The following is an 18,998-nucleotide window of genomic DNA, read 5'->3' as shown; positions in this document are numbered from 1 at the left end:
GCGGGTTTCGGCCCGGTCGACGGTCGGTTCGGCCCGGTCGAGGGGTTTGACCGGTCAGGCGCCGGACTTGAGCAATGAACCCGTCGTCGGGACGCGACGCCGACCCGAGGTCTTCGAGCGGCGGGTGCCGACCACGCGGCACACCAGATAGATGGCGAATGAGATCGTGGTGACGAACACCGACGGCGGCAGGGCAGGCGCCAGCGACAGGATGATGCCACCGACGGCCGCGACCACACCGAACAGGATCGACAACCCCAGTACAACTGTCGGATTCGACGAGATCCTCATCGCGGCGGCCGCCGGCGTGATGAGTAGCGACATCACCAGGAGCGCTCCGATGATCTGTACGCTTTGCGCGACCGCGGCGCCCAGCAGCACCGCGAACACCACGGAGAGTAGTTTCATCGGCACGCCGCGTGCCTCGGCGACCCGCGGATCGGTGCTGGCGAACAGCAGCGGCCGGTAGATGACGGACATCACCGCCACCACGACGACCGTGGTGATCACTACGGCCACAACACCTTTGGATCCCGCGTTGACGGCCTGGCCGGTGAGGAGGTTGAAGCCGGTTCCGGTGCGTCCGTAGCGCGCGATGAACAGCACTCCCAGTCCCAGGCCGAAGGCCATCACCACGCCGATCACCGAATCGCGTTCACGGACCCGGGTTCCGAGCAATCCGAAGATCACCGAGGCGATCACCGCGCCGATCAGACCGCCGAGGTTGACGCTGAATCCGAGCAGTAGCGCGGCGGCTGCGCCGGTGAAGGTCAGCTCGCTTGTACCGTGCACCGCGAATGACATCTGCCTGCTCACGATCATCGGACCGAGCAGGCCACCGAGGACGCCGAGCAGGGCTGTTGCGAGCAGTGCCTGCTGTACGAAGGGATACCCCAGCAGATTGGCGGTCTCACCGAAGTCGAAGAAATCGGACCAGGTGGCGCTCACTCAGAGACCTCTGAGGTGCTGACGAACTGCTGATCTGTGAGGTGATGGTCTCCGTGGCAGGCGGATTCGTCCGCCCCGACGACTATGAGCCGGCCCTGGACGTGCAGGACGTCGACCCGGGTCTGGTACAGCTCGCTCAGGGTCTCCGAGGTCATGACTTCACTGGGTGTTCCGATCCGGAAGCGGCCGTCGACGAGATAGACGACGCGATCGACGTACGGGAGGATCGGGTTGATCTCGTGCGTCACGAACAGCACCGCGGTGCCGTGGTCGCGCCGGCGCCGGTCGATCAGGGCAGCCACCCGGCCCTGGTTGGCGGGATCGAGGCTCAGGAGTGGTTCGTCGCACAGGAGTACCGTCGGATCTCCGGACAGCGCCTGAGCCACGCGCAGCCGCTGCTGTTCACCGCCACTGAGCAGACCCAAGGGTGCATCGGCGAAGTCGCGGGCGTCCACCTGGGCGATGGCGTCGTCGACAAGCTTGATGCGGCGCTTCCGATTTCGCCATCCCAATCCCCAGGTCTGACCGTCCACCCCGAGGCCGACCAGATCGCGACCCCGCAGCGGTACACCCTCATCGTGGGTCTGCTGCTGCGGGATGTATCCGATCGTGCTGTCGCCGCGACGGAGCGTACGACCGGCGACCGTCACCGACCCGGCATCCAATTCATACTGACCCAGCAAGGTTTTCAGCAACGAGGTCTTGCCGGAGCCGTTCGGGCCCAAGATCGCGACGAACTCTCCACGCGCGAGGGTCAGGTCGAAATCGTCCCACAGCACCCGTTGCCCGAATGACAGCCGGGCGCCGCTGATGGTGACGGCAGCGGGCCGCTGCTCGCCGAGAACGGGTGCCGGTTCGGGCTGGGTCATCTGTTGGGCTGCCTACATCGGGTGGTGCTGGACGGATCAGGGCTTGCTGGACGGATCAGGGCTTGCTGGATCGATCAGGGGGTACTGGTCGCGCCGGACGCCAGGGCGGACGTCAGCGTTTCAACATTAGCCCGCTGCCACGCGATGTAGTCGGTGACTCCGACAGGAAGGGTCTCGGTGAAGTCGACGACGGGCACACCTGCGGTGTTCGCGATGTCGAGTAGGGCTTTCGCGCTCTCGTCGACCGCCTGGGTGTTGTAGACGAGTGCCCGCACCTTCCGGTCGCGGAGCAGGTCCTGGGTCGCGGCGACATCGCGCGCCGACGGCGATTGCCCGGCTTCGACGGCGTCCTGGAATCCGGCCGGGGTGATGTCCTCGAGGCCGGCTTCGGCGAGCAGATAACCGGCGAGGGGTTCGGTCTGTGCCACCTGGGCACCGGGATCGGCCGCCTTGATGGCGGCGAGTTGGGTTTGGAGCTGCGCGATCTGCTCGTTGAACGTCCCCGCGTTGTTGCGGTAGTACTGCTCGTTCGCGCTGTCTTTCTCGGAGAGCGCGTTGGCGATCTTGTTCGCGACCTCGCCGACGACCGTCAGGTTGTAGAACACATGCTCGTTGACCGCACCGGGCGTGTGGTCGTGGCCCTCTTCTTCGTGGGCTTCACCATCTGCGTGCTCGTGGCCCTCTTCCTCGGAGTGCTCGGCGCCCTCCATCAGATCGAAGGCGTTGACGACGATGGCGTCGGGACCCTTCGGGGCCTCCTCCATGTATGCGTCGTAATGACCACCGTTGAGCACCACCACGCCGGCGTCGGACACTCTGGCCGTGTCCTTCGCGCTGGCCTCGAACTCGTGCGGGTCGCCGTCCGGCGAGGTGTAGAGCGCTGTGACCTGCGCGTGTTCGCCGCCGATCGCCGAGGCGACCGCGCCCCAGACGTCGGTGGAGGCGACCACGTCGACCTTGCCGTCAGAGGTGGTGCCCGCGTCGTCGGACGAGCATCCGGCAACCACCCCGGTGGCCAGGGTCAGGGCCGCGGTGACCCCCAGGAATCGGGTCCAGGTGCGCATCGGGAAGAACCTTTCACGTCGTGTGAGGGCGATTCGCGCAAGGGCTCGCTGCGAACTTCGCCGAACAGACGCTAATGATAACCGTTACCGACAGGGATGTGAAATCAGTTCGACCCGAGGACCGACGGGGTGACGAAGCGACGCACGAGCTCTCGTTCTTCGGCGGCGTCGACACCTGGAGTCATCAGTAGCGACAGGATGATTCGCACCATGAAACGGCCTTGCAGGTTCGATTCGGCACCGGGATCGTGTGCCTCTCCGTGCACGAACGCGACCGCGATGCGATTCACCAACTCCGAGGAGGTCCCGATGGCTCCGGTCAACGCCGCTGATTCGGGGAGGAACCAGGTCCGCAACACCGGATCGGTTCTGACTCCGTCGACCGCAGCCAAGATCGCCTCGGTGACCTGTTCGCGTAGGTCGGGAATTTCTGCGACGCGGTCAGCGATCTTCTTTGACAGGGCTCGCGTCTCCCGCTCGACGAAGGCCATGTACAGGTCGCCCCGGGAGGCGAAGTAGCGGTAGAGGGTCGCACGAGAACATCCGGCCGCAGCGGCGATCTGATTCATGTTCACCGGCGCGACGCCGTGAGCGAGGAACAGGTCGGCGGCGACATCGAGGATACGATTGGCCGCCATGGCGGACCGATTGCTGCCGATCCACGGGGGTGTCTCCGAAGTCATTGACTCACAGTAGAGTTCGGTGACGACGGGTGAAATGCCAGGGTCGACGGGCGCCGGACGTAGTTCCCCTGGGCGTAGGTGACCGACCCCGGATCGATCGTGTACTCGGGGCATCGCTTCAGCAGCTCTTCGATGGCGACCCTGGCCTGCATCCGGGCTGCCGCAGCGCCGAGGCAGTGGTGACCGCCGCGGCTGAAGGACATGATGTAGCGGGGGCGGCGACGGATGTCGAGTACGTCTGCGTCAGGGCCGTACGCGCGCGGATCCCGATTCGCCGACCCGTAGGCGAGCAGCACCTTGCGGTCGGCCGGGATGGTGCCGCCGTCGAACTCGACGGACGCTGTGGTGGTGCGGGCGAGACCCTGAATAGGAGAGGTCAACCGCAGGAACTCGTCGACCGCGTCGCCGACCAGGCCCGGATTCGCCGCGAGTTCCGCTCGCTGGCCGGGGTTCTCGGCGAGCAGTTGGGTCGCGCCGCCCAGAACGCCGGTGGTGGTGTCATTGCCGCCGGCAACCATGGTGAAGGTGAAGGCGAGGATCGACAACAACCCCTCAGTGTTGCCGTCCTCCGCAACTCCTGCCTTCACCAGATGCGACACGGTGTCGTCGCCCGGGTGCTCGCGGCGGTAGGAGATGAGTTGGCCGAAGTAGGCCATCATCTCCATGATCGCGCCGGCGGCGGCTTCGCCTGCTTGCGCGAGGTTGGAGGTGTCGGCACCGACGACAGCCTCGGTCCACCCGTCGAACGCCTCCCGATCCGACTTTGGCACACCAAGATAGTGCGCGACCACCATCGACGGGAGTGGCTTGAAGAGCTCGGCGACGATGTCGCCGCCGTCCGATTCGATGAGCCGATCGAGCCGCGCGGTGACAAATTCCCGGACCGCGGGTTCGATGTCGGCGACCTGTTTGGGCGTGAAGCCCCGAGCGACCAACTTCCGGAAATCGGTGTGCTGTGGCGGATCCTGCATGACCATGGGCGGATTGTCGGCGAGGCCGATGCTCTCGAGTTCGCCGTAGGTGACGGTCAGCCCCTTGGTGGAGGTGAACGTGCGCCAATTGTCAGCTGCCCGGCTCACGTCCGCGTGCCGCGTGAGGACCCAGAAGTCCTTGTCGGGATGGTCGGTGTGAACGCGGTGTACAGGGTCGTGGTCGCGCAGATCCGCGTACATCTGCCACGGCTCACGCCATGACTCGCCGGAGAGGAGATGGAACTGTTTGCGGTGGGACAGATGGGCTGTCATGTCTCAAGAATGAGACAGATGGGCGTAAGTGTCAATGCTTTTACGAATCAAGCCCTGATTGCCGCAGACAGCGAATCGTCGAGGATGTCCATCGCGCGGTCGAGGTCGTCATCGCTGATGTTCAGTGGCGGCGCCAATCGGAAGATGCCGCCCATCCCGGGCAGCTGGACGATGTTCATGTGTAGTCCGCGCTCGAGGCATTCGGTGGTGACCTGCTGTCCGAGCTGGTCGGCGGGCGCCTTGGTCAGCCGGTCGGATACGAGTTCGATGCCCTGGAACAGGCCACGACCCCTGACGTCGCCGATCACCTCGTGCCGTGACTGCAGATCGAGGAGGTGGTCGCGCAGTCGTTTTCCGGACCGGGCGGCGCGACCGACGAGATCGTCGCGCTGCACCACGCGCAACACCGTGGAGGCGACAGCGCCCGCGAGAGGGTCGGAGACATGCGTGGTGAAGAACAGGTAGCCACGCTCGTGGCAGCGTTCCTCGATCTTCGCAGACGTGACGACCGCGGCAACCGGGAGCCCGGCCCCCAGCGTCTTGGACAGCGTGATGATGTCGGGGACCGCGCCGTCCCGCTCGAACGCGTACATCGCTCCGGTACGTCCGAGTCCGGTCTGTGCTTCGTCGGCGATCAAGAGCATCTCGCGCTCGTCGCATTTGTTCTTCAACGCGGTCAGGTATCCGACCGGCAGATCGATGAGACCGCCCGACGACACGATCGGCTCGACGATGCACGCGGCCAGCGATCCTGCGGACTGCTGGTCGATGAGGTTGAACCCGTAGTCGAGTTCGCCCTGCCAATCGTGGTCACCGCCGGTATTGCTAAACGGTGACCGATAGGCGTTGGGCGTCGGCAGGGTGAAGTTGCCGGGTGGAGGCGGCCCGTAACCCTTACGGCCTGCCGAATAGGTCGCCGCGGCCGCGCCCGATGTCATCCCGTGCCAGGAACGGTCGAACGAGACGATCTCGTACTTGCCCGTATAGAGCTTGGCCATCTTGAGTGCGGCCTCGTTGGACTCGGCGCCGGTCGACAGGAGCATCACCTTGTCCAGCCCGGCGGGTAGCGTCGCGGACAGAGCTCGCGCGAACTCGACGACGGGGCGACTGAGCATCCCGCTGAAAAGGTGATCGAGATTCGTCATCGCGGTGTGGACGGCCTCGACGATTTCCGGATGACCATGGCCCAGAATCGAACTCATCTGTCCCGACGTGAAGTCGAGGATAGGGATGCCGTCGGAGTCGTAGACGTAGGAACCGCTTGCGCGCTCGATGATCCGGGGTGTGAACGTGCCGCCATAGCGGATGATGTGGTCACGGGCGGTCGACCAGAATTCCGAGTTCGTCACGGTGGACTCCTGTCGATGGTTGGCGTTGACCAACGATCTCAGGTGCGCACCAGATTTGTCCCCCTGAAAGGCCGCCGGGGGAAGATTCCCCTCGGCGGCCCTTGCCGGGGACGAGGATCCCCGGACTCAGACGGTGTGTGGCATCAGTGCGCCGGGCGGGATCTGACCGAACCTGCCGGCATTGAAATCTTCGACCGCCTCGACCAGCTCGGCCTTGGAGTTCATCACGAAGGGGCCGTACTGGAAGACCGGCTCGCGGATCGGCTGTCCGCCGAGCAGCAGCACCTCGAGAGCCGGACGGTTCGAATCCTGGTTCTCGGCCGCCGCCAGCGAGATGCGGTCGCCGGGCCCGAGCACCGCGAGCTGTCCCTGCTGGATCGGATTGCCGACCGGTCCGACGGTGCCACGCCCCGACAGCACGTAGACGAGGGCGTTGAAGTCGCGGTTCCATGGCAGGTCCACAGCGGCACCCGGTTGCAGCGTGGCATGGGCCAGGGTGATCGGGGTGCGGGTCGAACCCGGGCCGCGGTGCTCGCCGACGTTGCCGGCGATGATGCGGACGAGTGCGCCGCCGTCAGGGGAACTCACCAGGGTGGCCTGGTTGCCCTCGATGGCCTGGTAGGCCGGGTCGGTGAACTTGTCGCGCTTCGGCAGGTTGACCCACAGCTGGATGCCGTGGAAGAGGCCGCCGCTCTCGACCAGCTCGGCCGGCGGTGTCTCGATGTGCAGGATGCCCGAACCGGCGGTCATCCACTGCGTGGCGCCGTCTTCGATCATCCCGCCGCCGCCATGGGAATCCTGGTGGGCGAAGCGGCCGTCGATCATGTACGTGACCGTCTCGAAGCCGCGGTGCGGGTGCCAGCTGGTGCCCTTCGGCTCGCCGGGTTCGTACTCGACCTCACCCATCTGGTCCATGTGGACGAAGGGGTCGAGAGCAGTTGATGGCACGCCGGCGAATGCGCGGACCACGGGGAATCCCTCGCCCTCGTGGCCGCGTGGGCCGGTGGTCACCGTGCGAACCGGGCGCTGGGTGTCGGCGGCCACCGGACCGGCGACGCGGGGGAGGGTCAGGGTATCTGCGCTCACAGCGGGCATGAGGTGCTCCTTCGAGGCTGGAAGTTCTTACGACCAGTGTAACCGGACCGCGGTCCGATTTGTTCCGGACGGGAGCCGCCCGTCGGGCCGCCGGTGCTCAGCGCCCGCAGGATTAGTGTGGACGCATGGGCACCTTCACGCGCCGGGTCGCCGCCGGCGACGGCACTCTCGTCGCATACCGGGTCACCGGCCCGGCCGACTCGGTAGATGACACCGCAAGCGCGGGCGATGTCCCGACATTGCTGTTGATCCACGGTTGGGCGCAGTCCGGCGACTGCTGGGGGGATGGCCTGGTCAACGACCTCGCGGGGCGGTACCGCGTGATCACGATGGATCTGCGTGGCCACGGTGGTTCGGGAGTGCCCACGGTCGATCGGCTGACCTCTGAGGACTTCGGTGGCGACGTCGCTGCCGTCCTCGCCGCTGAGGTGCCGCCCGGTGGACCGGTGTTCTTGCTGGGTTGGTCCTACGGCGGCCTGGTGATCGCTGACTTCCTCGCCCGCGCCGGGGAGGTCGTTCCCGCCGGGCTGATCTTCGTCGGTGCCATCACGTCCATCGGACGCGGACAGGCAGGAGGTCGAGTGGGGCCACAGATGCGGGCCGCTCTTCCCGACGCCTACTCCGAGGACCCCGCTACAGCGGTCGCTGCGCTGCAGTCATTTGTCGGCGGATTGGCCCCGGCCGGGCAAGGTGCGTGCGCCCAACGACTTCTGGGTACCTCTCTGATCGTGCCCCCACAGATCCGCGCCGGGTTGTTCGCGCGGGAAGCCGCGAACGACGCGTTGTTGGAGCAGTCGGGACTGCCGATACTGCTGATCCACGGGACTGCCGACGGCGTGGTGGACATCTCCAGCGCCGAACATCTCGCCGGACTCGTCCCAGGCGCACTGACCCGGTTTTGGGACGGCGCCGGGCACGCACCGTTCCTGGACGACCCGGCCCGGTTCGTCCGGGAGGTCGACGACTTCCTCGTCGGTGTGTCCGTGGCCGGCGGTGTGCGATGACCGGTTCACGACTGCGTCGAGTTGCACTGATCTCGGTACACACTTCGCCGCTGGCCCAACCCGGTGTCGGAGACGCGGGTGGGATGAACGTGTACGTGTGGCAGACGGCGAAACGGTTGGCGCAGCGGGGGGTCGAGGTCGAGATATTCACCCGGGCAACTTCTTCCACGGATGAACCGGTGGTGACTGCGGCGCCGGGAGTGACCGTCCGCAACGTGGTCGCCGGTCCCTTCGAGGGACTGGACAAGCGAGACCTACCCACCCAGTTGTGCGCCTTCACCGCCGGTGTCCTGCGCGCCGAGGCGGGGCGGCCGGTCGGCTACTACGACCTGGTGCACTCGCACTACTGGCTGTCAGGCCAGGTCGGCTGGCTGGTCCGCGACCGCTGGGCGGTGCCGTTGGTCCACACCGCCCATACCCTCGCCGCGGTCAAGAACGCATCGCTTGCCGCGGGCGACACCCCTGAACCGCCCATGCGACAGGTCGGTGAACAGCAGGTCGTCGATGAAGCAGATCGGCTGATCGTGAACACCGAATCCGAGACGCAGCAATTGATCTCGATCCACGGGGCCGACCCCCGACGGATCGACGTGGTCACTCCCGGCGCCGATCTCGAGTGCTACACCCCGGGTTCGCGGACCCAGGCTCGGCTCGAGTTCGGTCTCGACCCAGACGAGGTCGTGGTGACGTTTGTAGGGCGGATTCAGCCGCTCAAGGCCCCCGACGTTCTGCTCCGGGCAGCTGCGCCACTGATCAGGCGTGGTCTCGCCGACGGCAAGAAGCTGCGGTTGCTGATCGCCGGCGGACCGTCCGGATCGGGCTTGGACCGCCCCTCTTCGTTGATCGACCTGGCCAGGGAACTCGGTGTCGAATCGTCGGTGACCTTCATCCCGCCCCAGTCGCCGCAGCGACTCGTCCAGGTCTACCGGGCGTCGAATCTGGTTGCCGTCCCGAGCTATTCGGAGAGTTTCGGGCTGGTGGCCATCGAGGCCCAGGCGACCGGAGTGCCGGTACTCGCGGCTGACGTCGGTGGGCTGGGTGTCGCAGTCGAGAACGGGGTCAGCGGCGTCCTCGTCGACGGGCACGACATCGATGACTGGACGGCCGAACTGGACCGGCTCCTCGGCGATCTGCCGAAGCTGGAAGCCATGGGCGCAGCGGCTCATCAACATGCGCAACACTTCTCGTGGGATCACACCGCGGACCAACTGTTGGCCGGCTACGGCAAGGCGATCGAGACGTTCCGCAGCCGTGTCGCGCCGCGGGCCGCCGCTTCGCCCGTCCCGGCCGCCAACGGAACAGATACCGAAGACGATCGACCATTGACGCGGATCGCCCGCCGATTCGCAGGACGACGGAATGGAGTACGTACGTGACCACACAGGTGACCACAGACCTGAGCGGAATCATCGAGGACTTCCTCGGTGAGCGTGAACTGACCTACAGCCGCAAGGATTCCGGCGGAAAAGACGCCGACTACTTCGTGATCGAGCTGCCGGGCGAAAAGAAGCTCAAGACAACAGTGCTGCTGACGGTGGGTCCACACGGACTGCGCCTGGAAGCGTTTGTCTGCCGTAAGCCCGATGAGAATCACGAGGGTGTCTACAAATGGATGCTCAAGCGAAATCGTCGGCTCTACGGGGTGGCGTACACCCTCGACAACGCCGGCGACATCTATCTGGTGGGCAGGCATTCGGCCGACTCCATCACTGCGGCCGAACTGGATCGGCTCCTCGGTCAGACGCTGGAAGCCGCCGACGGCGATTTCAACGTGTTGCTGGAGATCGGGTTCATCACCTCGATCCGCCGGGAATGGGCGTGGCGGGTCTCGCGAGGGGAGTCGTTGAACAACCTGAAGGCGTTCGAGCACCTGATCGAGGGGCATGAACCCGGGGGTGTTCGGCCGGATGATGCCGGCGCAGGCAGAGCGGACGGAGCCGGCGCGCCGCAAGCCGGGGGCAGCAGGGCGGAGTCCGTCGTGCAAAACGGCGTCGCGCCCCGAAATCTCGGCGATGATGAGGATGATGTGTCCGATTCTGTAAAAGCCTGACAGCAATCATTGGTATGTTCTGCTGCAGAAGTCACCCCACGATGCCGGAGGTCAGTCAGTCATGAGTTTCACGAGTCCGTATCCGCCTGTTGAAATTCCCGACGGCTCGATCTACGAGACGCTCTTCGGCAACATCAGCGAAGAAGACCTGGAGCGGACCGCGCTCATCGACGCCGGCGCCACCGAGGGCACGACGTACCGGGAACTGATCAAACGGATCAACGCGTTCGCCGGGGCATTGGCCGCACGGGGTATCGCGGTCGGCGACAAGGTCGCTCTGCTCTCACCGAACACGTCGGCTTTCGCGTTCGTGTTCCACGGCATCCTGCGGGCAGGTGCTACCGCGACCACGGTCAATGCCCTGTTCACCGCACCCGAGATCGCCAAACAGCTCACCGACTCCGGTGCCAAGATGCTGATCACCGTCACCCAGCTCGCCGACGGCGCAAAAGCCGCAGCTGCGCAGGTGGGTCTGCCCGAGAGCGCGGTGATCATCCTCAACGGGCCCGGCGAGGCCGAGAGCCCGAACCCGAACGCGATCGACCTGCTCGCGGCCGGGCTGCCCGCTCCTGAGGTGAGCTTCGACCCCGCCACCCATCTGGCGGTCCTGCCCTACAGCTCGGGAACCACCGGCAATCCGAAGGGTGTGATGCTGACGCACCGCAACCTGATCGCAAACGTCGCGCAGAGCCAGCCCCTGCTGAAGATGTCCCACGACGATTCGGTGCTGGCTGTGTTGCCGTTCTTCCACATCTACGGCATGACGGTGCTGCTCAACCTCGCGCTGTACAACCGCGCGAAACTCGTCGTGATGCCGCGTTTCGACCTCGTGCAGTTCCTGGAGTCCATCCAGAACTTCAAGTGCAGCTACGTGTTCATCGCACCGCCGGTCGCCGTTGCGCTGGCCAAGCACCCGTTGGTCGCGGACTACGATCTGTCGTCGATCAACACCATCATGTCCGGCGCGGCCCCTCTCGACGAAGAGCTCGGCAAGGCCGTCGCGAAGCGGCTGAACACCCAGGTCATCCAGGGTTACGGCATGAGTGAACTCAGCCCGGTGAGCCATGTGATCCCGGTCGATCCGGGCGATGGTCCGCAGGCTCCGCTGAACTCCTGCGGATGGCCGATCCCCAACACCGTGAACAAGATCGTCGACCCCGCCAGCGGCGAGGACATCGGTATCCCGGCAGAGGGCTTGAGCGAGCCCGGCGAGCTGTGGGTGTCCGGACCGAACGTCATGGTCGGGTACCTGAACAACGACGCGGCGACCAAGGAGACCATCGACGATGACGGCTTCCTGCACACCGGCGACATGGCGAAGGTCGACTCGGATGGCTTCGTCTACATCGTCGATCGGCTCAAGGAGCTCATCAAGTACAAGGGCTACCAGGTGCCGCCCGCCGAACTCGAGGCGCTGCTCCTCACCCACGACGACGTCGCCGACGTCGCGGTGATCGGCGTCATCGAGGCCGACACCGGGGAAGAGATCCCGAAGGCTTTCGTGGTCAAGCGTGAGGGCGCGGACCTCACCGGTGAGCAGGTGATCGAGTTCGTGGCATCGCAGGTGGCTCCGCACAAGAAGGTTCGTGAGGTCGAGTTCATCGACGCGATCCCGAAGAGCGCGGCAGGCAAGATCCTTCGGAAGGATCTGCGCAAGCCCGTCGCCTGACCCAAACGATCCACATATACGAAGACGATCCGCCTACAGGTGGATCGTCTTCGTATTTCCGGCTCGTTTGCGGGATTAGGAGACAGCCTCGGCGTTGTCGTTGGCCTCGATCGCACCAAGCGACTTCGGCGGTCGCACGTACTTGTTCGGAATGCTCAGCGCCAGGAGCGCCGCACCGATCGCCGCGATGCTGCCGACGATGAACACCAGGCGGAAGCTGGACTCCGACGGCACACTCTGGCCGCCACCGAGGTCGATCACCGAGCTGGCGAGGATGGTCGCCAGCAGCGCTGACGCGATCGCGGTGCCGATCGAGCGCATCAGGGAGTTCAGGCTGTTCGCGGCGGCCATCTGATGCAGCGGAGCCGCGGACATGATGAGCGCGGGCATCGCCGAGTACCCGATGCCGACACCGGCGCTGACGATGATGTTGGCGACGAGGATCTGCCACGGTTCGGCCATCAGGAAAACCGACGTCACGTATCCGGCTGCGATCACCGAGGCGCCGATCAGCAGCGTGAACTTCGGGCCGATGACGATGTTGAGCCGCGCGGACACCGGGGAGAGGAACATCATCATGAGTCCGCCCGGAGCCAGGATGAGGCCGGTCGCGAGGATCGTCTCACCCATGCCGTAATCGACGACCCCGGGGATGTTCGGGATCTGCAGCAGCTGCGGGGCGGACAGGCCGATCGCCATCAGCGAGAAGCCGACGAGCACCGAAGCCGCGTTGGTCAGGACGATGATCGGCTGCCGGGACGTGCGCAGATCGACAAGCGGGGTCTTCGTGCGTAGTTCGAACCAGCCCCAGATGGCCAGGATCGCCAGACCGGCGACGGTCAGTCCCAACGTCATGGCGCTGGTCCAACCCCAGGTGGCACCCTTCGACAGCGCGAGCAACAACGCCACGAGCGCGGTGGTCAGTCCGACGGCGCCGATGACGTCGAAGGTGCCCGGCGATTGCACATGCGACTCGCTGACGAGCGTGAACACCAGGATGAACGTGAAGGTGGCGAGTCCGGCGGACGTCCAGAACAGCACGTGCCAGTCGAAGGTCTGTGTGATCCATGCCGCGACCGGCAGGCCGATGGCGCCGCCGACACCGAGGGTCGCCGACATCGTGGCGATCGCCCCGGGGATATGGGCCGGATAGAGCTTGTCGCGCAGGAGGCTGATGCCGCAGGGGATCAGGCCCATCGCCAGGCCCTGCAGTCCACGTCCGACGATCATCGGAACCACCAGCGACGTCAGTGCGCAGATGACCGAGCCGACGATCATCGCGGCGATACACCCCAGGATCACGGCGCGTTTGCCGAACATGTCGGCGAGCCGCCCGGCGATCGGCATGCCGACCGCAGCGGCCAGTAGCGTCGACGTGATGACCCACGAGGCGTTGTCGGCGCTGGTGTTGAGGTATTCCGGCAGCTTGCCGACGATGGGGATCACGAGAGTCTGCATGAACGACGCCAGCAGTCCGCCGAAGCAGAGCACAGCGATCAGCAATCGCGGGTTCGAGGACTTCTCAGGCGCGGTAGTCATTACTTGCATCATGCATGCAAATGCGGAATGCAACAAATCAGACAGGGCTGTGACCTGCGCTGTGTTGGTTTGGCTCGCTGTGATGGTTTGGCTCGCTCCGCTCGCGGGCAGTTCGGCCCTTCAGCGCGTGCTCTTCCTTCGTCGACTCAGTCGCTGCGCTCCCTCGCTCCTCTGTCCAGAGCACGCGGGGCCTCCTGCCGGGTCCTCGCATCGCTTCGCTCGCTCAGTCCGACCTTCCGTCGGCCGCGCCTCCCGGTCCTCGCGTCGGTCGCTGCGCTCCCTCGCTCAGACTTCCGTCGAGCGTGCCGATACCGCCGTCGACCGTGCCGATACCGCCGTTGAGCGGGCTCAAACAACCGTCGACCGTGCCGATACCGCCGTTGAGCGGGCTCAAACAACCGTCGACCGTGCCGATAACGCCGCCGACCGTGCCGAAGATGACGGTGCGAAGGGGCCCTCAGACCAGGAGGCGGGCCCGCAGACGCTCGAGGTCGTCCCCGGTCACCCGGCAGGCGGCGAGGTAGTCCTCGAGCGACCCATACGTATCGAGCATCGCTTGTTGTGCGGCGGCCAGATACACCTCGTTGACGCCGAGCAGATCATCCGAGATCTCGATGGGCTCGCCGTCGGGTGGGCCGTAGATCTTCTGCATGTGGGCCCGTAGAGGCCCGATGCTCGCGTTACTTTCCAGGTAGTCCTTCAGGACCTCGTCTCGGGCGACACCCAGGGCACCGAGCACCAGGGCGACCACCCAGCCGGTCCGATCCTTTCCTGCAGCGCAGTGGACGAGCACCCGCCGATCGGGGTCGCCGAGCAACTTGATGACCTGTTCGATGCAGTTCATCGCTCCCGGCAGCATCGGCATCGTCGCGTAGACCTGGGACAGGTATCGGGTGCGGTTCGCCATGTACTCCTCACGAGAGATCTCGTGTGGGGCCTTGCCGTCCGGGCGCAGGTCAAAGGGCAGGACGTGGACCTCGATGCCGGCGGGGACCCTGTCCGTACCACTGCGCTCTATCTCGCCTATATCCCTGACATCGAAGATGTCGGTCACACCGAGGTTGACGAGATCTTGCCCGCCGGTGTCCTCCAGGGAACTGAGTTCTGAACTCCTGAAGAGGAAACCTGAACCGACACAACGTCCTTCGTCGGTTTTCAGGTCGGACACATCGCGGAAATTCCAGGCGCCGGAGAGCATGGCGGTCAGTGTATGTGGTCGCGGGGGCAACCGGGCGGGTCGGCCTGTGGAAAACTATTGCCTCATGAGCAACGGAACCCTGATCCTGATGCGGCACGGCGAGAGCGAATGGAACGCGTCCAACCAGTTCACCGGCTGGGTCGACGTTGCCCTCACCGACAAGGGCAGGGCCGAGGCCGTGCGGGCCGGCGAGCTGCTCGTCGAGCACGACGTGCTGCCCGACGTCCTCTACACGTCGCTGCTGCGGCGCGCGATCACGACCGCCGAGATCGCCCTGAACACCGCCGACCGGCACTGGATCCCGGTGATCCGCGACTGGCGACTCAACGAGCGGCACTACGGCGCCCTGCAGGGTCTGAACAAGGCCGAGACCAAAGAGAAGTTCGGTGACGAGCAGTTCATGCTGTGGCGCCGCAGCTATGACACCCCGCCGCCCCCGATCGAGAAGGGTGCCGAGTACAGCCAGGACGCCGACGTCCGCTACGCCGACCTGCCCGAGGTGCCGCTGACCGAATGCCTCAAAGACGTTGTGGTCCGGCTCATCCCGTACTTCGAGGAAGCCATTGCCGCGGATCTCAAGGCAGGCAAGACGGTGCTCGTCGCCGCGCACGGCAACTCATTGCGCGCTCTGGTGAAGTATCTCGACGGCATCTCCGACGAGGACATCGCCGGCTTGAACATCCCGACCGGCAACCCGCTGCGGTACGACCTCGACGAGAACCTGAAACCGCTGAACCCGGGTGGCACCTACCTGGACCCTGACGCGGCTGCTGCGGGTGCGGCCGCAGTGGCCGCGCAAGGCAGCAAATAGTACGGATTCGCGCGCCATCGCCGCCTGCGGCGACGGAATCCGCACCTCTTCGTGCAACCAGCGCTGGTGGTCGAAAGCGAGGTCTACCCTGGTTCCATGGCGGGAGAAAACACATCTGGGACCGGGACCGACACACGTGATTCCACAATTCGGGTGACCCATTCACTCGCGCAAGAACGGTACGAGATATTTGTCGGCGACGATTACGTCGGCTATCTCGACTACGTCAGCGAACCCGAACAGGTGCTGCTGACCCATACCGTGGTGCACAGCCAGTTCAGTGGCCACGGGTATGCCGCCCACCTGGTCAAATACGTGCTCGACGACATCGCGCAATCGGGTAAGCAGGTCGTGCCGTTGTGCTCCTATGTCGGGTATTTCATCGACAAGAACCCTGAATACGCGGGTATGGCCACTGAAGTGACCCGCTGAGCGAAATCCAAAACGGTCACGGGTCGAAACAAATGCGCCGCCGGGGCCATTCTGGCGACAATCGGGTGAACAACGTCCCAACTCTGGCGCGCTGACTTGTTACCGGCACCCGATGCCGAGCATTCTGCATAGGTGTCATGTTCAGCTGCCCGTAAGATTTGTCTGTGACCGCATTTGTTGTCGCGGGCGTGGCGTTGCTGGCGCTACTGATCGGCGCGACGGCCGGATGGCTCGTCGGCCGACGCAGAGACCTGCCTGAATCGTCCGAATCAGCCGAAATCGTCGCCCCGGCGGTCCCGACCGTGCTGCAGGCGACACCGCCGCCCCAAGCCGCCACCCGGATGACGCGCGCGATGCTGCTCGACCTCATCGTCGAAGGCGGCGAGACCGGCGTCGCGGTGGTCGACGACGTGCGCGACGTCGTCTTCTACAACGAGCAGGCCGTCCACCTGGGGATGGTCCACGATCATCTGCTGGACGATTCGGTCTGGGAGTATGCCCGCTACACCCTGGAGAGCGGCGACAACGGTCGGTTCACGTTCGTGCCGCCGCAGGGCACAGGTGCCTTCGTGTCGACCGGCCGCGCACCGGGTCGCAAGATCCAGTCGGTGTCGTGCCTGTCCGAACTGATCGCCGACGGTGGCGAGCGATATGCGGTCGTCTACGGCCACGACGACTCCGAGAACATCCGGGTCGAGGAGACCCGCCGCGACTTCGTCGCCAACGTCTCCCACGAATTGAAGACCCCCGTCGCCGCGATCGGGCTCCTGGCCGAAGCGCTGATGGAGTCGTCCGATGACCCGTACTCGGTGGAGCACTTCGGTGAGCGGGTCCGCATCGAATCGATGCGCCTGGGCAACATGGTGTCGGAGCTGATCGCGCTGTCGCGACTGCAGGGTGCCGAGCGACTGCCGGATCTGGAGGATGTCGAGGTCGACGTCCTGATCGACGAGGTGCTGGACCGGGCCCAGATCAACGCCGAGGCCGCGGGCATCAAGCTCACCACCGACGACGACTCGGGCCTGCAAGTCCACGGCGACCACACCCTGCTGCTGACGGCGCTGAACAACCTGGTGGCCAATGCGATCGCCTATTCACCCAGCGGGACAGCAGTCTCCATGAGCAGGCGGGTGATCAACGTCGACGGCAGGCCGATGGTGGCCATCGCCGTCACCGACCGCGGCATCGGTATCGCGCCCCAGCATCAGATGCGGGTGTTCGAGCGCTTCTTCCGTATCGACAAGGCCCGCTCGCGCGCCACCGGCGGCACCGGCCTGGGACTGGCGATCGTCAAGCACGTCGCCAGCAACCACGGTGGCGCCATCGAACTGTGGAGCAAACCCGGAACCGGCTCCACCTTCACCCTCACCATCCCACTCGCCGCGGCGGCTCGACCGTCGGCCTCCGCGGCCAGAGAATCAGACAAGACCGCAATCGTGGTCCACGAAGAGAGAGAACTGAGCCGTTGACACATGTGCTGATCGTCGAGGACGAAGAATCCTTGGCCGACCCGCTCGCGTTCCTGCTTCGAAAAGAGGGTTTCGAAGCCACGATCGTCACCGACGGCAACTCGGCGCTGCCTGAGTTCGAGAGGGTGAGCCCGGACATCGTGCTGCTCGACCTGATGTTGCCCGGAGCCTCGGGCACCGAGGTCTGCAAAGCCATTCGGGCCCGTTCGTCGACGCCGGTGATCATGGTGACCGCGCGCGACAGCGAGATCGACAAGGTCGTCGGACTCGAACTGGGCGCCGATGACTATGTGACCAAACCTTATTCGGCTCGCGAGCTGATCGCCCGGATCCGGGCGGTGCTCCGCCGCGGCGGTGACGCAGGCGAAGCGATCGACCTCGACGGCGGGCTCATCGAGGCGGGACCGGTGTCGATGGACGTCGAGCGCCACACGGTCTCCGCCAGCGGACAGTCGATCACGTTGCCGCTCAAAGAATTCGATCTCCTCGAGTACCTTTTGCGCAACGCGGGCCGGGTGCTGACCCGGGGGCAGCTCATCGACCGGGTCTGGGGTGCCGATTATGTCGGCGACACCAAAACCCTTGACGTGCATGTGAAGCGGCTGCGGTCGAAGATCGAATCCGATCCCGGCAATCCCAAGCACCTGGTGACCGTGCGAGGGCTGGGCTACAAGTTCGAGCCCTGAGCCCCGGCCCACACCGCGGGTCTGGGGGAGTAGGGCTCAGGCCTCTTCCGGGTGCTGGGCGTACTTGATGTCGCCCTCCTGACGCTTGGTGGCGGCGGCGGTGGCCGGGTGGATCGCGATGAGCCCGAGTCCCTGGCGACGCCGGCAGGCCTTCGCGAGTTCCTCGTAGGCGGGCTCGCCGAGAAGCGCGATCAACTCCGGCCGGTAAGACTGCCAGACCTGCTTCGCGCCGATGTGTGCGTCGGGGGATCCGGAGCAGTACCACTCGAGGTCGGCGCCCCCGGACCCCCAGCCACGCCGGTCGAACTCGGTGATGGTGGTCTTGAGGACCTGCTCGCCGTCGGGCCGTTCCACCCACTGCTGCTCACGTCGCACCGGGAGCTGCCAGCACACCTCGGGTTTGACCTCGAGTGGCTCGATACCCTTGCGCAGCGCCATCGAGTGCAGGGCGCAGCCCTGACCGCCGGAAAAACCCGGCCGGTTCAGGAAGATGCAGGCGCCCTTGTATTTGCGGGTCTTGAGGGCGAGCTCGCCGTCGAGCTCATCCTCTTCAAGGTATCCGCGTTTGCCCAAAGGGTCTTTGCCCGTGCCCTTTTCGTAGTTCTGCCAGTCCGCAGGGGTGAGCATCGCCATGCCCTTCGCCAGGATCTTGCGGTCATCTGAGTCGGACAGGTAGGCCCCGTGGCTGCAACAGCCGTCGTTCTCGCGGCCTTCGATGATGCCCTGGCAAGCAGGGGTGCCGAAGACACAGGTCCAGTGCGACAACAACCAGGTGAGGTCGGCGTTGATGATGTGTTCTGGGTTTTCGGGGTCGGCGAACTCGTACCACTCGCGCGGAAAGTCCAGAGGAACTTCCGGGGCCGGGTCGATTTTAGAGGCTGCGTGCAC

19 protein-coding genes are annotated in these 18,998 nt (G+C 65.3%); 8 read left to right on the top strand and 11 right to left on the bottom strand.

Annotation, left to right across the window (positions count from 1 at the left end):
- Positions 1 to 54 precede the first annotated feature (54 nt).
- The 7 genes from BFL43_RS15425 to BFL43_RS15395 all read right to left on the bottom strand — a co-directional run bounded on the left by BFL43_RS15425 (position 55) and on the right by BFL43_RS15395 (position 7,252).
- Positions 55 to 948, bottom strand: coding sequence for a metal ABC transporter permease (locus tag BFL43_RS15425; protein WP_084893388.1), 894 nt, complete (start codon positions 946 to 948; stop codon positions 55 to 57).
- Complete coding sequence (locus BFL43_RS15420; protein WP_084893387.1) at positions 945 to 1,817, bottom strand: metal ABC transporter ATP-binding protein; 873 nt, start codon at positions 1,815 to 1,817, stop codon at positions 945 to 947. Before BFL43_RS15420 ends, BFL43_RS15425 begins: the two co-directional genes overlap by 4 nt.
- Before the next feature lie 74 nt (positions 1,818 to 1,891).
- A complete protein-coding gene (locus BFL43_RS15415) occupies positions 1,892 to 2,881 on the bottom strand; it encodes a zinc ABC transporter substrate-binding protein (RefSeq protein ID WP_084893386.1) in 990 nt (329 codons plus the stop codon).
- 104 nt (positions 2,882 to 2,985) lie between these two features.
- Positions 2,986 to 3,564, bottom strand: a complete 579-nt coding sequence (locus tag BFL43_RS15410; protein WP_084893385.1) for a TetR/AcrR family transcriptional regulator — start codon at positions 3,562 to 3,564, stop codon at positions 2,986 to 2,988.
- A complete protein-coding gene (locus tag BFL43_RS15405) occupies positions 3,561 to 4,808 on the bottom strand; it encodes a cytochrome P450 (protein WP_084893384.1) in 1,248 nt (415 codons plus the stop codon). The genes BFL43_RS15410 and BFL43_RS15405 overlap by 4 nt, the downstream gene beginning before the upstream one ends.
- A 47-nt stretch (positions 4,809 to 4,855) precedes the next feature.
- A complete protein-coding gene (locus BFL43_RS15400; protein WP_084893409.1) occupies positions 4,856 to 6,157 on the bottom strand; it encodes an aspartate aminotransferase family protein in 1,302 nt (433 codons plus the stop codon).
- A gap of 126 nt (positions 6,158 to 6,283) precedes the next feature.
- Entirely contained in the window at positions 6,284 to 7,252 is a 969-nt protein-coding gene (locus BFL43_RS15395) for a pirin family protein (RefSeq protein WP_084893383.1), read from the bottom strand.
- 125 nt (positions 7,253 to 7,377) lie between these two features.
- Here BFL43_RS15395 and BFL43_RS15390 point away from each other — a divergent pair, with 125 nt between their 5' ends.
- From BFL43_RS15390 to BFL43_RS15375, 4 genes are all read left to right on the top strand, one after another.
- Positions 7,378 to 8,256, top strand: a complete 879-nt coding sequence (locus BFL43_RS15390) for an alpha/beta hydrolase (RefSeq protein WP_084893382.1) — start codon at positions 7,378 to 7,380, stop codon at positions 8,254 to 8,256.
- Entirely contained in the window at positions 8,253 to 9,632 is a 1,380-nt protein-coding gene (gene mshA / locus BFL43_RS15385; protein WP_084893381.1) for a D-inositol-3-phosphate glycosyltransferase, read from the top strand. Before BFL43_RS15390 ends, mshA begins: the two co-directional genes overlap by 4 nt.
- The gene (locus tag BFL43_RS15380) at positions 9,629 to 10,306 is read left to right on the top strand and encodes a YbjN domain-containing protein (RefSeq protein WP_084893380.1); all 678 of its coding nucleotides are present in this window, start codon (positions 9,629 to 9,631) and stop codon (positions 10,304 to 10,306) included. The genes mshA and BFL43_RS15380 overlap by 4 nt, the downstream gene beginning before the upstream one ends.
- A 61-nt stretch (positions 10,307 to 10,367) precedes the next feature.
- The gene (locus tag BFL43_RS15375) at positions 10,368 to 11,975 is read left to right on the top strand and encodes an AMP-binding protein (RefSeq protein ID WP_084893379.1); all 1,608 of its coding nucleotides are present in this window, start codon (positions 10,368 to 10,370) and stop codon (positions 11,973 to 11,975) included.
- Positions 11,976 to 12,050: 75 nt separating this feature from the next.
- On the opposite strand, the gene BFL43_RS15370 is transcribed toward BFL43_RS15375, so the two are convergent.
- The 3 genes from BFL43_RS15370 to BFL43_RS15365 all read right to left on the bottom strand — a co-directional run bounded on the left by BFL43_RS15370 (position 12,051) and on the right by BFL43_RS15365 (position 14,712).
- Positions 12,051 to 13,514 (bottom strand): MFS transporter, encoded by a 1,464-nt coding sequence (locus BFL43_RS15370; protein WP_084893378.1) that lies wholly within the window; start codon positions 13,512 to 13,514, stop codon positions 12,051 to 12,053.
- A 223-nt stretch (positions 13,515 to 13,737) separates the two neighbouring features.
- Entirely contained in the window at positions 13,738 to 13,908 is a 171-nt protein-coding gene (locus BFL43_RS28630) for a hypothetical protein (RefSeq protein ID WP_206186680.1), read from the bottom strand.
- Between the two features lie 63 nt (positions 13,909 to 13,971).
- Positions 13,972 to 14,712, bottom strand: a complete 741-nt coding sequence (locus BFL43_RS15365; protein ID WP_084893377.1) for a tyrosine-protein phosphatase — start codon at positions 14,710 to 14,712, stop codon at positions 13,972 to 13,974.
- A 64-nt stretch (positions 14,713 to 14,776) separates the two neighbouring features.
- On the opposite strand from BFL43_RS15365, the gene BFL43_RS15360 reads away from it, so the two are divergent.
- From BFL43_RS15360 to BFL43_RS15345, 4 genes are all read left to right on the top strand, one after another.
- On the top strand, positions 14,777 to 15,523 hold the full coding sequence (locus BFL43_RS15360) for a phosphoglyceromutase (RefSeq protein ID WP_084893376.1): 747 nt from the start codon (positions 14,777 to 14,779) through the stop codon (positions 15,521 to 15,523).
- A gap of 96 nt (positions 15,524 to 15,619) precedes the next feature.
- On the top strand, positions 15,620 to 15,955 hold the full coding sequence (locus BFL43_RS15355) for a GNAT family N-acetyltransferase (protein ID WP_084893408.1): 336 nt from the start codon (positions 15,620 to 15,622) through the stop codon (positions 15,953 to 15,955).
- A 164-nt stretch (positions 15,956 to 16,119) separates the two neighbouring features.
- Positions 16,120 to 17,424: an ATP-binding protein gene (locus BFL43_RS15350; protein ID WP_240498288.1), complete on the top strand. Its 1,305-nt coding sequence runs from the start codon at positions 16,120 to 16,122 to the stop codon at positions 17,422 to 17,424.
- Positions 17,421 to 18,110 carry a response regulator transcription factor gene (locus tag BFL43_RS15345; protein WP_084893375.1) on the top strand — a complete coding sequence of 230 codons (690 nt, stop codon included), beginning with the start codon at positions 17,421 to 17,423 and terminating at the stop codon, positions 18,108 to 18,110. The genes BFL43_RS15350 and BFL43_RS15345 overlap by 4 nt, the downstream gene beginning before the upstream one ends.
- A gap of 36 nt (positions 18,111 to 18,146) precedes the next feature.
- Here the strand turns inward: BFL43_RS15345 and BFL43_RS15340 are convergent, their stop codons facing one another.
- Positions 18,147 to 18,980, bottom strand: a complete 834-nt coding sequence (locus BFL43_RS15340) for a hypothetical protein (RefSeq protein WP_143695343.1) — start codon at positions 18,978 to 18,980, stop codon at positions 18,147 to 18,149.
- Positions 18,981 to 18,998 lie beyond the last annotated feature (18 nt).

Origin of the sequence: Williamsia sp. 1135 (assembly GCF_002095395.1) — a bacterium.
Lineage (GTDB): Bacteria > Actinomycetota > Actinomycetes > Mycobacteriales > Mycobacteriaceae > Williamsia.
The sequence above is the reverse complement of the archived record's forward strand: the minus strand, read 5'-3'. Positions and strand labels throughout refer to the sequence as shown.

Coding starts and splice junctions, on each gene's coding strand:
- BFL43_RS15370 (WP_084893378.1), bottom strand. CDS start 13,514: ATGACTACCGCGCCTGAGAAGTCCTCGAACCCGCGATTGCTGATCGCT.
- BFL43_RS15365 (WP_084893377.1), bottom strand. CDS start 14,712: ATGCTCTCCGGCGCCTGGAATTTCCGCGATGTGTCCGACCTGAAAACC.
- mshA (WP_084893381.1), top strand. CDS start 8,253: ATGACCGGTTCACGACTGCGTCGAGTTGCACTGATCTCGGTACACACT.
- BFL43_RS15410 (WP_084893385.1), bottom strand. CDS start 3,564: ATGACTTCGGAGACACCCCCGTGGATCGGCAGCAATCGGTCCGCCATG.
- BFL43_RS15395 (WP_084893383.1), bottom strand. CDS start 7,252: ATGCCCGCTGTGAGCGCAGATACCCTGACCCTCCCCCGCGTCGCCGGT.
- BFL43_RS15360 (WP_084893376.1), top strand. CDS start 14,777: ATGAGCAACGGAACCCTGATCCTGATGCGGCACGGCGAGAGCGAATGG.
- BFL43_RS15420 (WP_084893387.1), bottom strand. CDS start 1,817: ATGACCCAGCCCGAACCGGCACCCGTTCTCGGCGAGCAGCGGCCCGCT.
- BFL43_RS15405 (WP_084893384.1), bottom strand. CDS start 4,808: ATGACAGCCCATCTGTCCCACCGCAAACAGTTCCATCTCCTCTCCGGC.
- BFL43_RS15390 (WP_084893382.1), top strand. CDS start 7,378: ATGGGCACCTTCACGCGCCGGGTCGCCGCCGGCGACGGCACTCTCGTC.
- BFL43_RS15355 (WP_084893408.1), top strand. CDS start 15,620: ATGGCGGGAGAAAACACATCTGGGACCGGGACCGACACACGTGATTCC.
- BFL43_RS15375 (WP_084893379.1), top strand. CDS start 10,368: ATGAGTTTCACGAGTCCGTATCCGCCTGTTGAAATTCCCGACGGCTCG.
- BFL43_RS15415 (WP_084893386.1), bottom strand. CDS start 2,881: ATGCGCACCTGGACCCGATTCCTGGGGGTCACCGCGGCCCTGACCCTG.